Here is a 14894-nt window from a genome sequence, read left to right as displayed (position 1 = left end):
CCTACTCCTGCCCGAACCAGGTGTTGGTTATCTCCTCGTAATCACCGTTGTCGCGGACGGTCGCGAGCCCGTCGTTGAGCGCCGACTGGAGCTCGGACTCGCCCTGTCTGAGGCCGAAGCCGAACTCCTCGCCGGTCTCCTCGATGAACGCGATCGTCACGTCCCGGTTGGCCGCGAAGGTCTCGGCGACGGGATTGTCGATGACGACGGCGTCGATGTTCTCGTTTTCGAGGTCCTCGACCGCGAGGACGTAGCTCCCGTACGTGCGGTAGTCGTCCTCGGCGACGAGTCCGGGGTCGACGAGATTCGACTGCACCTGATTTGCGCCGGTCGTCCCCGACTGCGCGCCGACCGCGACGCCCTCGAAGTCCTCCCACGCCTCGGGCTGGAAGCTGCCGCCCTCGCGCACGAGAATCGCCTGATCCGACTCCCAGTAGGGATCGGAGAAGGCGATCGTCTCCTGGCGGTCCTCGGTGATCGTCATGGCGGCCGCGATGACGTCGATCTGCTCGTTCTGGGTCAGCGCCGGGATGAGCGAGTCGAACTCGAAGGTCTCCCACTCGCCGATCTCGTACTCGGTCTCGCCGACGACGGCCTCCAGCAGATCGATGTCGAACCCGATCAGCTCCCCGTCCTCCTGCATCTCGAACGGCGGGAACCCGGGCGCGGTGCCGGGCGTGATCGTGGTGTCGCTCCCGCCGCCGAGGCACCCGGCGACTCCGGAGAGCCCGACGGCGCTGGCGCCGCCGGTCAGCTTCAGGTACGTCCGCCGACTCACGTCGGTCTCCGTGCGGTATGGCATACCGGTGTGAGAACGTGAACCGATTTTAACCTTTCCTCCGCGGACGAGGCGGCTCGACGGCGGTCGCCCGAATCCCTCCGGATCGATCCGGTGGATCGGCCCGCCCGTCCGAGGTGAGCGACTCGCCGCCGGGACCGCTCAGTCGCCGCCGATCGGCTCCGTCGCGGTGCCGGCGCCGTCGGCGCCGCGCGCGACCCACGCTGCCCCCGCGGCGAGCGCGGCGGCCGCGGCCAGCGCGACGAGGTTGAGCTGCTCCCAGACCGCGGTGTATAACACCAGATCGCGGCCCAGCAGGAGCGTCAGGACGAGCGCGGCCATCGCACCGCCGGCGAGCAGCCGGACCCGCCCGGCCGTCGAGCGGCTCACGCCCGCGTAGCCCGAGCGGACGGCCTCGGTGGCGAACGCGACCGTCGCGACGAGCCCCAAGTGGCCGGCGAGCCCGGTGACGTAAAACCCGGCCTGCGCGCCCGGCGAGTACGTCACGAACGGGACCGCCCGCGAGAACACCGCGCTGGCGACGATCCCCGCGACGGCGACGGTCGTCGCGATCCGGAGGAGCCGCGTCGACCCCCGCCCGCCGCCCCAGATGGTCGCCAGGCCGAGCAGCGTGAAGATCGTCAGCGCGACGATCAGGTGGGCCGCGTGCGTCGAGACGGTGTAGCCGCCGGGGACGAGCCCGCCGACGGTGACGGTGATCGCGCCGACCGTGATCTGCACCGGCAGGATGAGCACCGCGAGCGTCGCCGCGAACCGGGTCCGGCGGTCGAAGCTCCCGAGCCACGTCCAGCCGGCGGTCCCGATGATGAGGAACCCGGTGATCATCGCCCACGCGCGGTGGAACCACTCGATGAAGTCCGGGTTGATCGTCATCGCGGGGATGAGCTGGTCCGAACAGAGCGGCCACTGGGCCTCGCACGCCAGCCCGGAGCCGGTCGCCGCGGTGTAGACGCCGAGCGCGAACAGCGTCAGCGTCATCCCCGTCGTCGCCGCCGCGTATCGCCTGAAGGTCAGCCACGCGGGCCGAAGACTCATTACCCGAGTTCGGGAGCGAGCGCACTTAGACCGTTCGGACGCTCCACGCGGACGGGAACGAGACCGAACGAAGAGGACGGGTGTCGGACCGCCCGACAGCGCCGCCTACTTATAAATAAACGGCGCGGTGCTGTGCGGTGGCGCGCCTCCGAGCGCCCAACGGGCGCGAGGAGCCCGCGAGGGAGTCGGACCGGCGCGGCCGCGCCGGTCCGACGAGGCTGGGGAGGTGTGAGGTGCTGTGCGGAGCGGTGTGGGGTGGGACTCAAAGGGGCAGTCCCGACGACGAAGGCGGCCGAAGTAAGCACCGCAGCGAGTGAGCGGAGCGAACGAGCGAGGAGCGCAACGAGGCCCCCAAGTCGTCGGGACTGGGGCTTTGGAGGTGGTCACCGTCGATACGCGATCACTCACTCATAAGCAAGCGACTGGGGCTTTGAAGCTGGTCACCGCGCTTCCAACGATCAATTATAAGCGGGCGGCTGAGACCCTGTGGCCGCCCGTCGCGCCACCGCCAGCGACGATTTATAAATACCCGATCACACAAACAGACCCGTCTCGCCGATACGCGTCTTATCCCGATAATTCCCGTTTCGCGCGCCGCGCTCGCTCGGACATCTCCTCGTTGCCCTCGACGTCCGCGAGGGTCTCGACGGCCTCCAGGTTCCGCACCGCGTCGTCGAGGAACGAGAGCACGTCGCCGGTGTACGCGTACACCATGTAGTCGTCCGTCATCACGTCCACGATCGCCTGCGGGCCGAGCCCCTCGGCGCGGAGCTCCAGCACGTACCGCATAAACTTCTCCTCGGGACAGCCGCAGTAGGGGTTCGCCTGACAGTCGCAGTCGAGGAAGTCCTCGGCGAAGTCGAGGATGCGGTCGCGCGTCGTGGAGTCGAGCTTCGAGAGGCCGTCACCGGTGAACAGCATGTCGAGGGTCGCGCCGGCGAACGCGCCCTTCGGAATGTTCGTCTCCAGCTGGGAGGCGAGCTGCCGGTGGTTCTTCACGTAGATCTTGTCGGTGAACGCCACGGGTACGCGGGGGTACGCCGGCGGAGAGTAAAAGCGGCGCGGTGCGTCGACCCCGTCCGCGCGCCGGACGCCCCGAGGCGACTCGGCGCTATCACCGGACGGCACCGGGTCACACGCCCGTCCGGGAGTCGTAACGGTTATTTATCAAAGCGAGGTAGATATCGACGCGTGTCCGGGTTAGGGTAGTGGACTATCCTTCAGCCTTGTGGAGGCTGAGACGCGGGTTCGATTCTCGCACCCGGACCTTCTCGCGGCGAGCAACACCGCGAGCCGCGAGGCTCCGCGGAGAATTGAAGCAGGGAGGTCGCGCGCAGCGAAGCGAGCACGTCTGACCGTGGTTCGATTCTCGCACCCGGACCTTCTCACGACGTCATCGCGAACGAAGTGAGCGACTGCTCGAAGCGGCGGAACCGCTCCGATGACCGCAGGGAGGAGTGACAAGTCCACTCTCGAACCGGCGGTGCGGCTAGAACTCGATCTCCTCACCATCCTCCGGCACGAGCAACCCGTCCGTCTCCGAGCGGAGCTCCTCCCGCGAGAGCAGGCAGTGATTGATCGCCTCCATGTGGACCGCGGCGACCGCGGCGTCGGTGGCCTCGCGGACGGCGGCGACGTCATCAACGCCCATCGTGATCGGCTCCCCCTGATTGAACCGCGCCGCGCCGCCGTTGAGGACGACCGCGTCGGGCTCGAACCGGTCCAGCGTCTCCGCGACGGGGTCGTACCAGACCGTGTCGCCGGCGAGGTACAGCGTCGCCTCGCCCTCGAGGACGAACCCGGAGACGGGCCCCATCTCCTCGGCCAGCTCCCCGTGACCGTGGCGGCCCGGGGTCCGGTGGAGGGTGACCCCCTCGAACGTCGCCGCGTCCTCGACGGGCCGCACGTCGGTGAATCCGTCCTCGACGAACGCGTCGGCCTCGGCGGGCTGACAGAACAGCGGGACGTCCGCGTCGAGCTCGGACTTCGCCGCGTCGTCGAAGTGGTCCGGGTGGCGATGCGTGACGATCACGGCGTCGTGCGACAGGTCGACGTCGGGCATCGGGACGAGCGGGTTGGCGCGGTCGTTCGGCGTGTCGTCGATCGGCGGCAACGCGCCCCGCGACGCGAACAGCGGATCGACGAGGAACGTCGTGTCGCCGACGGTCGCGAGAAGGGTGGCGTTGCGAACGAGGGTGACGCTGGGGCCGACGTGCGTCGACATGTGCCGACCGCTTCGTCCGGCGTGGGGTTGTGACTTGCGCCGGGCGCCTCGTCGGGTACCGCCCCGTGTACTTATCTGTCGGTCGAGCGTCGTGTGTCGCGTAAATGACGGACGACGACCGATCGGGACCGGACGCGGCCGAAACCGACGCCGTCGAGGTCGAGCCCGCCTCGGACGTCGACGACACGGACACCGCGGAGACCATGCGAGGGCGGGCCGGCGAGAGCCGACTGAAGCTCTGGCTGCTGTTGCGGGCGAACCGGCTCGTCGTCGCCGGGGTCCTGACGGTCGTCGTCTTCGTCGCGTTCGTCGCGGTCGGCACCGGACTCTCGCCGTCGCTCCCGGCGAAAACCGGGGCGAGCGACCCGATCGAGACCCTGTTTTCCGCGATGATCACGGCCATCGTCACGGGAGCGACACTCGTCGTCACGATCGGGCAGCTCGTGCTCACGCAGGAGAACGGCCCGCTCGGCGACCAGCACGAGCGCATGGCCGGCGCGATGGACGTCAGGGACACCGTCGCGGCGTTGACCGACGCTCCGGCTCCCACGGATCCGGCCGGGTTCCTCGGCGCGATCCTCGGCGCCGCGTCGGGGCGAGCGCGCTCGGTTCGCGAGTCGGTGCACTCGCGGACCGACGCCGACGCGGAACAGGAGGGATCTGACGGAGCGGCCGCCCTTCGGAGCGATATCGGCGACCTCGCCGGGAGCGTCGTCGAGAACGCCGAGGACGTGCGCGGCCAGATCGAGGGCGCGCGGTTCGGGTCGTTCGACGTCGTCTTCGCGGCGCTGAACTTCGACTACGGGCGGAAGATCGCCCGAATCGAGCGTCTCACGGACGAACACGGGGACCGACTCACCGACCGGGAGCGCACGCTCCTCACCGAGCTCCGGGAGTCGCTCTCGCTGTTCGCCCCGGCGCGGGAGCACGTGAAGACGCTGTACTTCCAGTGGGCGCTGATCGACCTCTCGCGGCTGATTTTGTACGCGGCGGTCCCGGCGCTGCTCGTCGCGGGCGCCATGGTCGCCGTCGTCGACGTCGGGACGTTCCCGGGCCGCACGCTCGGAGTCGACCACCTCACGCTCGCGGTCGGTGGCGCGTTCGCCGTCACGCTGCTCCCGTTCGCGCTGTTCGTCGCCTACGTGCTCCGGATCCTCACCCTCGCGAAGCGGACGCTCGCGATCGGCCCGTTGGTGTTGCGGGATTCGGGGGGGTCGGGGGAATCGGACGACTCGGAGTAGCCGCGCGCGACCGGTCTCGGGACGGCGGATCGATGCCGGAACGGTCGCGATCGGATACCCGGACGCGGAGACCCCGAGATCGGCCGGCCACACCGAGCCGGAGTTCTGATAGCCATAATCTATATCTCGATCGATATTAATCGTGCCGTATGGTAACATCACCCGATTGGCTCTCGCTCGATGAGGGGGAGGAGGTCGTCTGGACGGGAAAGCCGCGGTTGCGCCGGATCGTTTCGAACGTCGTGACGTTCGTCGTCTGGTCGCTGGCGGCGTTCGTGGCGGCGTTCGTCCTCACGGCCGTTCTGAACGTCGAACTGCCCGTTCCGGATCGGGTGGTGTGGGCCGTCGCCGTCCTCTGGACGTTGTTCCAAGCCGTCACTCCCGTCCGGGCGTACTTGCAAACGAAGAACACCGACTACCTCCTCACCGACGAGAACGTCTACAAGAAGACCGGCGTCTGGTCGGAGAACGTCACCCGAATCGGCGTCGACAACGTCCAGAACACGCAGTTGAAGAAGAGCTTCTTCGGTAACGTCTTCGACTACGGGACGATCCTCCTCAGCACGGCCGGCGGGAGCGGCGTCGAGATGTCGATCGAGGACTTGGACGACCCCGACGGACTCCGTACCGAACTCCGGGCGAGGATCGCCGAGGCCGGCGACGGGAGCCGGGGTGAACCCGGAGGGGGGCACGGCGGCCTCGACCCCGAAACGATCGGGGCCCTCGTCGACGAGGCGACGGAACTGCGGAAAACCGCGGAAACCATCGAACGACACCTCCAATAGGCCCATGGCAGACGCGACTACCGAATCCGACGTCCCCGCACCGACGCCGGCCGACCACGAGGTTCCCGAGTGGCTCTCGCTCGAGGACGACGAAGAGATCCAGTGGACAGGCGAACCCGTTCCGGTCAGCATCGTCGGGACCGCCGTCTGGGGAGTGCTCCTCACGGTGGTCCTCATCGGCTTTCTCATCCTGCTTATGCTGCCGTTCTCGTGGCTCTCGCTGAAGAACACCGACTACGTGGTCACCAACAAGTCCCTGTACGTCAAGAAGGGGATCCTGGGAACGAACATCGAGAGCGTCGGCCTCGACAAGATCCAGAACACCGAGTACAGCCAGTCCTTCTGGGGGAAACAGTTCGGCTTCGGCAGCATCGACATCAGCACCGCCGGCAGTTCCGGCGCTGAGGTCAGTTTCCAGAACGTCGAAAACGCCCGCGAGGTCCGAGAGAAGATCTCCGGCCTGACCAGCGAATACGCCGCCGAAAACCGGCGGTCGGGTCCGACGGGCGACGAGACGACGGAATCGGCCGCCGCTACGGCCGACCGGATAGACGAACTGGTAGCGGAGCTCCGTGGCACTCGACAAGCCATGGAGCGGATAGAGCGGCACCTGAGCGAGGATGGGGAAACGCCGAGCGACGACTCGTCTTCCGCCGAGGACCCGCGGAACTGAGTGTTCCGCTCCTTTTCGGAGCGCCGGAGGCCTCGAAGTGAACGCTCGCCGTCGGGCCGTTTGTGTTGCGGGACTCGGGAGACTCGGAATCGCCGAGCGCGGCCGCTCTCGAGTCGCGGAAATGTCGCCCGCAACACTAACGACCGGTCTCATCTCCGGCGGCGTGCCGCGTCGACCGGGAAACCCTCGTGGCGGGCGGTCGCCTGCGCGGCGACGGGCGGGTCGCGTCTGCGACCGGATGTGACGCGCCTGGGTTCTCCGCGCTGTCATCGCTCCCATCGGGGAGTACTCGGGCGGGGACTGAGGGCGCGCACCCGACGATAGCCGGCGGGCGTATATAAGCGGCCGGACCGGCGGCCTCAGTTGTCCTGCTCGTGCCCGGCGACGACCACGCGCTCGCCGTCGTCGTCCTGTGACTCCGAGACCGACACGGGGTCGATCCCCCGGCGGGAGGCGTCGAACTCCGAGAGGAGGTACACGAGCCCGGCGAGCAGCAGGGCGCCGAGCGGGAGCAGCGCGAGCGGCGTCACCCGGGTGACTCCCCAGACGACGAGGAGGAGCACGACCACGGCGGCGACGGTGACCGCGTAGTAGATCTGCGTGCGGACGTGGTCGATCAGGTCGGCGCCGGTGAACGTCGCCGAGAGAACGGTCGTGTCGGAGATTGGCGAGCTGTGGTCGCCGAAGATGGCGCCCGAGAAGATGACGCCGACCATCGCCGCCACGAGCGTGTGGCCGGCTGCGCCGCCGCCGCTGATCTCCCACGCGATCGGGATCGCGATCGGGGTGACGATCCCCATCGTCCCCCACGAGGTCCCGGTCGAGAAGGCGATGACGCCGGCGACGACGAACACGAGGGCGGGCAGGAACGCCGGGGAGACGGACCCCACCGCGACGTTCGCGACGTAGGCGCCGGTGCCGAGCGCGTCGATCGCCCCGCCGATCCCCCACGCGAGCACGAGGATCGAGGCCGCGGTGAGCATGATCCCGAAGCCGTCGATCGTGTACTCGGTCGCGTCGCCGACGCCGAAGATGTCGTAGGCCCTCCCGAGGACGAAGCCGCTGGCGACCATCGCGAACGAGCCGATCATGAGCGCGACCTCGTACGAGGCGTTGAGCGCGGCGTCCCACAGCCGCCCGCCGGCCGCGCCGAGCTCCCCGGCGAGGAGGTCGCCGCCGAAGCCGACCGGCGAGAAGTCGCCGGACCACAGCGCGGTCCCGACCGTCACGGCGACGAGCACCGCCACGGGGACGAAGAAGTTGACGAGCCGCGGGGTCGACGCCGGCGGCTCGCCCAGCTCGCCGGCGACGTCCTGCATCGGCACGGCCCCGTCGCGCGTCACCCGCCCGGAGGTCCACGAGCGGTTCTCGGCGGTCAGCATCTCGCCGTAGTCCCGCCCGGTGCCGACGATCAGGAGGACCATCACGATCGCGAGGATCGCGTACATGTTGAACGGGATCGAGGAGACGAACACCTCGAAGGTGCCCGGGCGGTTCGCGGCGGCGACGCCCGCGGACTCGTACCCCTCGGCGATGAGCGAGAGCTGGAACGCGACCCACGAGGAGATCCCCAGCGTCGCCACCGGCGCCGCCGTCGAGTCGACGATGTACGAGAGCTTCTCGCGGGAGATCCGGAGCCGGTCGGAGACGTCCTTCATCGCGGATCCGACGATGGCGGTGTTCGCGTAGTCGTCGAAGAAGAGGACGATCCCGAGCCCCCACGCGACGAGCCCGGCCTGCCGCTGGTTGTCGAGGCGCTCGAGCGCCCAGTCGCGGACCGCGGCGGTGCCGCCGAGGTTCCACACCATGGCGACGCCGGAGCCGAGCAGCAGGGTGAACACGAGGATGGTCGCCTGGAACTCGTCGGAGACCGCCGCGACGATCCACTCGAACGTCTGGACGATCCCGAGCCCGCCCGTGACGATGACGGCACCCGACCAGATGCCGAGGAACAGCGACAGCACCGCCTTCCGGGTGATCACCGCGAGGACGATCGCGAGCAGCGGCGGGGCGACGGACAGCGCTCCGAAGTCGGTCATTATCTCCTGCACTCACGCGAGAGTATTTAATACCTCTCCGAGAGGGTCAGCTGACGGATACACGCGGATACGGATCGGTTGCGTAGTAATCACAAGAGAATCGGCGAAGAGCCGATCGGTCGTTGCCGCAGTCGTGAGTTCCGGTGACAAACCGACGAGCGAGCGTGCGAGGCGACGGCGCCCGTCGCCGGCGGGACCGGCGGCGTCGGCGCGTATCCGAACGCACTTACGTCCCTGTGACCGACCCACGTGCAATGTCTGTACGAGTCGGCATCCTCGGTGCCACCGGCGCCGTGGGTCAGCGGTTCATCCAGTTGCTCGACGACCACCCGACGTTCGACCTCGCGGCCGTCACGGCGAGCGGGGACAGCGCCGGGAAGACGTACCGCGAGGCGGCCAAATGGCGCGTCGACACGCCCATCCCGGAGAGCGTCGCGGAGATGGAGGTCGCGGAGACGACGCCCGCGGGGATCGCGGACGACGACGTCGACCTGCTCTTCTCGTCGCTTCCCTCGGGGGTCGCCGCCGAGGTCGAGCCCGCCTTCCTCGAGGAGGGGTACGTCGTCTCCTCGAACTCCTCGAACGACCGCATGGCGGCGGACGTCCCGCTCACCATCCCCGAGATCAACCCGGGCCACCTCGACCTCATCGAGGTCCAGCGCGACGAGCGCGGCTGGGACGGCGCCCTCGTGAAGAACCCGAACTGCTCGACGATCACGATGGTGCCCACGCTCGCGGCCATCGACCGGTTCGGCGTCGAGAGCGTCCGCGTCTCCACGCTGCAGGCGGTCTCGGGCGCTGGCTACTCCGGCGTCACCTCGATGGAGATCATCGACAACGCGATCCCGCACATCGGCGGCGAAGAGGAGAAGATGGAGACGGAGTCGCGCAAGCTCCTCGGCGAGTTCGACGGGGCGGAGGTGCACCTCCACGGCGCCGACGTGGCGGCCTCCTGTAACCGGATCCCCACGCTCGACGGCCACCTGGAGAACGTCTTCGCCGAGTTCGCCGAGGACCCGTCTCCGGCCGACCTCCGCGAGGCGATGCGCTCGTTCGAGGGCGCCGGCGCGCTCCCGAGCTCGCCCGACCAGCTCATCAAGGTGTTCGGTGAAGACGAGCCGGAGCGCCCGCAGCCCCGTCTCGACCGCACGTACGCCGACGGCATGGGCATCGTCGCCGGCGGCGTGCAGTCGACCGAGGCCGGCGCGAAGTACAACTGCCTCGCGCACAACACGGTCCGCGGCGCGGCGGGCGCCTCGCTGCTCAACGGGGAGCTGCTCGTCGAGGAAGGGTACGTCTAACGATTGCCGCCGGATCAAGCACCGTCGCTCCCAGCAACCGCGACTGTTTTTAAATAACCGGCAGCGACTGGACCGCGGATCGGAACGTCGAGGTGTCCAGTAGCGCGTGGCGCCACCGGCAGCCGGCGGCAGAGCCCCCGGCGACGAGGCTGGGGCTTCGGTGGTGTTCTTTGCCGCTTCGCGATTAATCGCTTATAAATAAGTAGTCGGAGACGTGAGCGCACCCGCCGCCACCGCCGACCCTCTCGCGCCCTACTTCCCTTCGAACTCGGGCTCGCCGTCGCCCATGAACGCCGTGACGCCCTCCATGAGGTCGTCGGTGTTCATCACGTGGCCGAAGCCCATCGCCTCCACCTCGAGGCCGGCCTCGCCGTCGGTGCGGCCGGCGTGCATCGCGCGCTTCGTGTACTTCTGCGCGATCGGCGGGCCGGCGGCGAGCGACTCGACCAGCTCCCGCGCGCGCTCGTCGATCTCGTCGCCCGGGACCACGTCGTTGAGGAAGCCGTACTCCGCCAGCGTCTCGGCCTCGTAGCGGTCGGCGGTGAAGATGATCTCCTTCGCGCGCCCCTCGCCGACGATCCGGGCGAGCCGCTGGGTGCCGCCCCAGCCGGGGAGGAGCCCGAGGTTGTGCTCTGGCTGGCCGAGCTCCGAGCGGTCGGAGGCGACCCGCAGGTCGGCCGCGGTGGCGAGCTCCATCCCGCCGCCGAGGCAGTAGCCGTCGATGGCGGCGACCACGGGTTTATCGGAGTCCTCTAACTTGCCGAACGTCTGTTGGCCCTGCCGCGAGAGCTCGACCGCGCTTATCGGCTCGGCGCCGCCGGCGGCCATGCTCTGGACGTCGGCGCCGGCGGAGAAGGCGCGGTCGCCGGCGCCGGAGAGCAGGATCGCCCGCACGTCGTCGTCGGCGTCGAGCCGGTCGATCGCGTCGGCGAGCTCGTCGAGCAGCTCGCCGCTTATCGTGTTCATCCGGTGCGGGCGGTCGATCTCGACGTGCCCGACGCGGTCCTCGACGGCGACGTTGAGGGTGTCGTAGGCGGCGAAGCGGTCGCCCGTTCCGTCGCCGTCCTCGGCGTCGCCTCCCTCGGCGCCGTCCCCGTGGAACCCGCCCGCCTCGGCCGCCTCGCGGAGGTAGTCGGTCGCCTCGTAGCGCGCCTCGCCCGTCTCCTCGTGGAGGTCGTCGAGGACGTCGACGAGGTCGGCGAGCCCCTCGTTGTCGGCGAGCTTCGCGGGCCCGTCCGGGAACCCGGCGCCGAGCATCACGGCGCGGTCGATCGCGGGCGCGTCGGCGACGTCGTTCCCGATGAGGCCGGCGACCTCGTTGGCCATCACGGCGAGCAGCCGCCGACGGACGTCCGCGTCGATCGCGTCCGAGGGGATCTGCGCGCCCTCGCCGTCCTCGTAGTCGTAGAAGCCGGAGCCGGTCTTCTTGCCGAGCTCCTCGGCCTCGACCTTCTCGACGAGCAGCGGGCAGGGGCGGTACGCCTCGCCGAGCACCTCGTGCATGTAGTCGAGCACGTGGTAGCCCACGTCGATGCCGACCTGATCCGCGAGCTCGAACGACCCCATCGGGAGCCCCATGTCGAACTTCGTCGTGGAGTCGACCGCCTCCATCGTGGCGTCGCCGGACTCGACGATCCACGCCGCCTCGTTCATCAGCGGGACGAGGATGCGGTTGACGATGAAGCCGGGGCTGTCCTTCCGGACGCGCACCGGGGTCTTCCCCATCGACTCCGCGAGCCCCTCGATCAGTTCGAGGGTGTCCTCCGAGGTGTGTTTCCCGGAGATGACCTCGACGAGGTCCATCCGCACCGGCGGGTTGAAGAAGTGCATCCCGCAGAAGCGCTCTGGGCGGTCGGTCACCTCGGAGAGCTCGGTGATCGAGAGACTGGAGGTGTTGGTGACGAAGACGGCCTCCTCGGGCGTGTACTCGACGACCTCGTCGTACACGTCCTTCTTGATCGCCATCTTCTCGGGGACGACCTCGACCACCACGTCGGCGTCGGCCAGCGAGTCCTCGAGGTCGACGTACGCCTCGACGCGGTCGAGCGCCGCCTCAGCCTCGTCCTCGCCGATCCGGTCCTTCTCGGCGAGCTTGCCGAGCGACCACTCGATCTGGTCGTAGCCGTCCTGAACGAACTCCTCCTCGATGTCCCGCAGCGCCACGTCGTAGCCGGCGAGCGCGGCCACCTCCGCGATACCGTGGCCCATGTTCCCGGCGCCGAGGACCGTCACGTGCTGCACGTCGTCGAGTTCCATACGGCAACGGTCGGAACCGTCATGGTTGAACGTTTCCATCTTCCAAACGGGAAACTCGCGGTAAGTTTACTAGACGCGCGGAATCGATCAATCCGTCGGTCCGACGCTCGCGACCGAAACCGTCGGGTGGCTCCGGCTCCAACCCACGGGCGATGGACGACCGAGTCGCGGCGACCCTGCGCGAGGACCCGACGCTGGCGGCACTGATCGACCGGCACGGCCGGCTGTCGATCGAGCCCGCGGACGACGAGTTCGCCCGCCTCTGCACCTCGATCGTGAACCAGCAGCTCTCGACCGCCTCCGCGGCGGCGATCCGCGGGCGCTTCGTGGACGTGCTCGGCGGCGAGCCGACGCCGGACCGCGTGCTCGCGGCCGACGAGGCGGCCCTGCGCGAGGCCGGCCTCAGCGGGACGAAGGTCGAGTACCTGCGAGAGGCCGCCGGCGCCTTCCGCGACGGCGACCGCGACCTGACCCGCGAGGGGCTGGCGGACGCGAGCGACGAGGCGGTCGTCGACGCGCTCACCGAGATTCGCGGCGTGGGGGAGTGGACCGCGCGGATGTACCTCATCTTCGCGCTCGGCCGCGAGGACGTGCTCCCCCTCGGCGACCTCGCGGTGCGGAAGGGGATCGAGCGAGTGTACAACGACGGCGAGGAACTGGGGCGGGCGGAGATGCGCGACATCGCCGAGTCGTGGCGGCCCTACCGGAGCTACGGGACGCGCTACATCTGGGCGGAGTACGAGTCGTGAGTGGGAGGAATGGCGACGGTTGATGTCTCCGGAAGTAGTTTATAAGTGATTGACTGGGGATCGACGGTGAACACCTCCAAAGCCCCAGCCGCGAGGACTCGCGTGACTCGCTGCGCTCCTCGTCACTCGCTTCGCTCGTTCCTGCGGTGCTTGCGTCGTCAGGCTTCGTCCTCGCGGCTGCCCCTTTGAATCCCGCCCCGCACAGCGACCGCACCTCACGCCTCCCCAGCCTCGTCGGTCGCCTGCGGCGACCGACTCCCTCGCGGACTCCTCGCGGCCGCCGAGGGCGGCCGCTCGGAGGCGCGCCACCGTGATTATTTAAATATCCGACTGCGTGTCCGCCTACTCCTCTTCTTCGAGGATCTCGCCGACCTCGCCGCGTTCGGCCTCGTCCACGTCAGCGCGCTTGCGCACGTCGACCCGGTAGTCGGTGAGGATGTCGCGGCCGAGGAGGAGCGGGTAGTCCATGTGCCCGCGGTCCTCGACGCTCGCGGTGACGGTGTGCTGGTTCCCGCCGATTCCGATGACGAGGTCGACGACCGGGCGGGCCTTCCCGCCCTTCACGCTGCCCGACTTGACTCGGGTCATGCTCTTGATCGGGCCGGCGCCGATCTCGGCCGCGAGCTGGGTGTCGATGCTCGTCCGCGTCGCGCCCGTGTCGGACTTCCCGAGCGCCTGGGTGGAGCCGGAGGTGCCGGTGACGACGACCTCCTCGATGTAGCCGATGACCGGCTGTTCGGACGGCGTCGGCTTCGGGACGGGCGCACAGGAGGGCCGCGAGTCGTCGAGGGTGGCCGCGATGCGCTCAACGTCGGCGTCGTCCACCTCGCCGCCCACCGTCTCGATCGCGAGCCGCGCGATGTGCGGCGCGGGGCTCCTGCCGGTCGCCTCGTAGAGGCCTTTAAACCCGGCCGTCGGGTTCACCTCCAGCACGTACCAGCCGTCGTACCCCTCGACGAGGTCGACGCCGGCGTAGTCGAGGTCCATCACGTCGGCCGCGTACAGCGCCGTCTCGGCGGCCTCCTCGGGCATGTCGTCGGTGGCGTCCTCGACCGCGCCGCCGAGCGCGACGTTGGTGCGCCAGTCGCCCTCGGGCGCGTATCGGTACATCGAGCCGACGATCTCGTCGCCGACGATGTACACGCGCAGGTCGCGGTGCTTCTCGTCGTCGCGGTCGATGAGCTTCTGGAGGAACGCCTGTCGATTGCCGACCTTCGGGTTCACGCGCTCCGTGAGGTCGACCTTCCACGTGCCGCCGCCGTGGGTGCCGATCGCGGTCTTGTAGACGCCGACCTCCCCGAAGCGCTCGCGACCCTCGTTGAGCCGGTCGTTCGACAGCGCGAGCAGCGCGTCGGGGACACGGATGTTCCAGTCGGCGAGCGTCGCCGCCGTCGCGAACTTGTGGATCGACGCGAGCACGGCGTTCGGCTCGTTCAGCATCGGCCGGATGCGCTCGAACGTCGCCGCCAGCCCGAGCAGCTCCGCGGGCTGATCGGTGTTCGAGAGCAGCAGCCGGTTCGCGATGACGTCCACGGCGGGCTCCACCGAGACCTCGCCGTCGTCGACGCTGATCGCGGCGTTCTCCTCGCGGAGCCAGACGGGCTCGTGCCCGAGGTCCTCGACCGCGTTGCAGATCGCCTTCGTTTCCTTGCTGTTGTGCAGCGACAGCACTCCCACCCGGACCGGGTCCGAACTCATAGCCCCACCTGCGTTCCCCCACGTAAAAGGTCGCCCGATCGGCGAGCGCGGCGGCGGCGCCGTCAGGTCCGAGTGGCGGGCCGGAGGTGCCGAG

The 14894-nt window shown here is 69.0% G+C and carries 12 protein-coding genes and 1 tRNA gene; 6 read left to right on the top strand and 7 right to left on the bottom strand.

The annotated features are described in order from the left end of the window. Position 1: 1 nt before the first annotated feature. The 3 genes from Hrr1229_RS12760 to Hrr1229_RS12750 form a co-directional block, all read right to left on the bottom strand. Positions 2–802, bottom strand: coding sequence for a basic amino acid ABC transporter substrate-binding protein (locus tag Hrr1229_RS12760; RefSeq protein ID WP_123112542.1), 801 nt, complete (start codon positions 800–802; stop codon positions 2–4). A 138-nt stretch (positions 803–940) separates the two neighbouring features. After that, positions 941–1777 carry a COX15/CtaA family protein gene (locus Hrr1229_RS12755; RefSeq protein WP_255212589.1) on the bottom strand — a complete coding sequence of 279 codons (837 nt, stop codon included), beginning with the start codon at positions 1775–1777 and terminating at the stop codon, positions 941–943. Between the two features lie 624 nt (positions 1778–2401). Beyond that, positions 2402–2857 (bottom strand): DUF5814 domain-containing protein, encoded by a 456-nt coding sequence (locus Hrr1229_RS12750; RefSeq protein WP_123112544.1) that lies wholly within the window; start codon positions 2855–2857, stop codon positions 2402–2404. Positions 2858–3028: 171 nt separating this feature from the next. Between Hrr1229_RS12750 and Hrr1229_RS12745 the strand changes: the two genes are divergently transcribed. Continuing rightward, positions 3029–3101 (top strand) — tRNA-His (locus Hrr1229_RS12745). Between the two features lie 222 nt (positions 3102–3323). Here the strand turns inward: Hrr1229_RS12745 and Hrr1229_RS12740 are convergent. Beyond that, a complete protein-coding gene (locus tag Hrr1229_RS12740; protein WP_123112545.1) occupies positions 3324–4058 on the bottom strand; it encodes an MBL fold metallo-hydrolase in 735 nt (244 codons plus the stop codon). A gap of 203 nt (positions 4059–4261) precedes the next feature. On the opposite strand from Hrr1229_RS12740, the gene Hrr1229_RS12735 reads away from it, so the two are divergent. The 3 genes from Hrr1229_RS12735 (at position 4262) to Hrr1229_RS12725 (ending at position 6757) form a co-directional block, all read left to right on the top strand. Next, positions 4262–5299, top strand: coding sequence for a hypothetical protein (locus Hrr1229_RS12735; RefSeq protein WP_123114831.1), 1038 nt, complete (start codon positions 4262–4264; stop codon positions 5297–5299). A 149-nt stretch (positions 5300–5448) separates the two neighbouring features. Next, a complete protein-coding gene (locus tag Hrr1229_RS12730; protein ID WP_123112546.1) occupies positions 5449–6084 on the top strand; it encodes a PH domain-containing protein in 636 nt (211 codons plus the stop codon). Between the two features lie 4 nt (positions 6085–6088). Continuing rightward, positions 6089–6757, top strand: coding sequence for a PH domain-containing protein (locus Hrr1229_RS12725; RefSeq protein WP_123112547.1), 669 nt, complete (start codon positions 6089–6091; stop codon positions 6755–6757). A gap of 359 nt (positions 6758–7116) precedes the next feature. Here Hrr1229_RS12725 and Hrr1229_RS12720 read toward each other — a convergent pair whose 3' ends face one another. After that, the gene (locus Hrr1229_RS12720; RefSeq protein ID WP_123112548.1) at positions 7117–8796 is read right to left on the bottom strand and encodes a Na+/H+ antiporter NhaC family protein; all 1680 of its coding nucleotides are present in this window, start codon (positions 8794–8796) and stop codon (positions 7117–7119) included. A 254-nt stretch (positions 8797–9050) separates the two neighbouring features. Between Hrr1229_RS12720 and asd the strand changes: the two genes are divergently transcribed. Continuing rightward, complete coding sequence (asd, locus tag Hrr1229_RS12715) at positions 9051–10097, top strand: aspartate-semialdehyde dehydrogenase (protein WP_123112549.1); 1047 nt, start codon at positions 9051–9053, stop codon at positions 10095–10097. Positions 10098–10349: 252 nt separating this feature from the next. On the opposite strand, the gene Hrr1229_RS12710 is transcribed toward asd, so the two are convergent. After that, positions 10350–12353 carry a 3-hydroxyacyl-CoA dehydrogenase/enoyl-CoA hydratase family protein gene (locus Hrr1229_RS12710; protein ID WP_123112550.1) on the bottom strand — a complete coding sequence of 668 codons (2004 nt, stop codon included), beginning with the start codon at positions 12351–12353 and terminating at the stop codon, positions 10350–10352. Positions 12354–12505: 152 nt separating this feature from the next. Between Hrr1229_RS12710 and Hrr1229_RS12705 the strand changes: the two genes are divergently transcribed. Next, complete coding sequence (locus Hrr1229_RS12705) at positions 12506–13102, top strand: DNA-3-methyladenine glycosylase (RefSeq protein ID WP_123112551.1); 597 nt, start codon at positions 12506–12508, stop codon at positions 13100–13102. A gap of 342 nt (positions 13103–13444) precedes the next feature. Here Hrr1229_RS12705 and Hrr1229_RS12700 read toward each other — a convergent pair whose 3' ends face one another. Further along, the gene (locus Hrr1229_RS12700) at positions 13445–14800 is read right to left on the bottom strand and encodes a RimK/LysX family protein (protein ID WP_176329412.1); all 1356 of its coding nucleotides are present in this window, start codon (positions 14798–14800) and stop codon (positions 13445–13447) included. Between the last annotated feature and the right edge of the window lie 94 nt (positions 14801–14894).

Origin of the sequence: Halorubrum sp. CBA1229 (assembly GCF_003721435.2) — an archaeon.
GTDB lineage: Archaea > Halobacteriota > Halobacteria > Halobacteriales > Haloferacaceae > Halorubrum.
Note: the sequence above shows the minus strand (reverse complement) of the source record. Positions and strands in the feature narration are given on the sequence as shown.

Bases quoted from the DNA above. Each gene is read 5' to 3' on its own strand.
- Hrr1229_RS12760 (WP_123112542.1), bottom strand. From the start codon at position 802: ATGCCATACCGCACGGAGACCGACGTGAGTCGGCGGACGTACCTGAAG.
- Hrr1229_RS12755 (WP_255212589.1), bottom strand. From the start codon at position 1,777: ATGACGCTGACGCTGTTCGCGCTCGGCGTCTACACCGCGGCGACCGGC.
- Hrr1229_RS12740 (WP_123112545.1), bottom strand. From the start codon at position 4,058: ATGTCGACGCACGTCGGCCCCAGCGTCACCCTCGTTCGCAACGCCACC.
- Hrr1229_RS12735 (WP_123114831.1), top strand. From the start codon at position 4,262: ATGCGAGGGCGGGCCGGCGAGAGCCGACTGAAGCTCTGGCTGCTGTTG.
- Hrr1229_RS12730 (WP_123112546.1), top strand. From the start codon at position 5,449: ATGGTAACATCACCCGATTGGCTCTCGCTCGATGAGGGGGAGGAGGTC.
- Hrr1229_RS12725 (WP_123112547.1), top strand. From the start codon at position 6,089: ATGGCAGACGCGACTACCGAATCCGACGTCCCCGCACCGACGCCGGCC.
- Hrr1229_RS12720 (WP_123112548.1), bottom strand. From the start codon at position 8,796: ATGACCGACTTCGGAGCGCTGTCCGTCGCCCCGCCGCTGCTCGCGATC.
- asd (WP_123112549.1), top strand. From the start codon at position 9,051: ATGTCTGTACGAGTCGGCATCCTCGGTGCCACCGGCGCCGTGGGTCAG.
- Hrr1229_RS12710 (WP_123112550.1), bottom strand. From the start codon at position 12,353: ATGGAACTCGACGACGTGCAGCACGTGACGGTCCTCGGCGCCGGGAAC.
- Hrr1229_RS12705 (WP_123112551.1), top strand. From the start codon at position 12,506: ATGGACGACCGAGTCGCGGCGACCCTGCGCGAGGACCCGACGCTGGCG.
- Hrr1229_RS12700 (WP_176329412.1), bottom strand. From the start codon at position 14,800: ATGAGTTCGGACCCGGTCCGGGTGGGAGTGCTGTCGCTGCACAACAGC.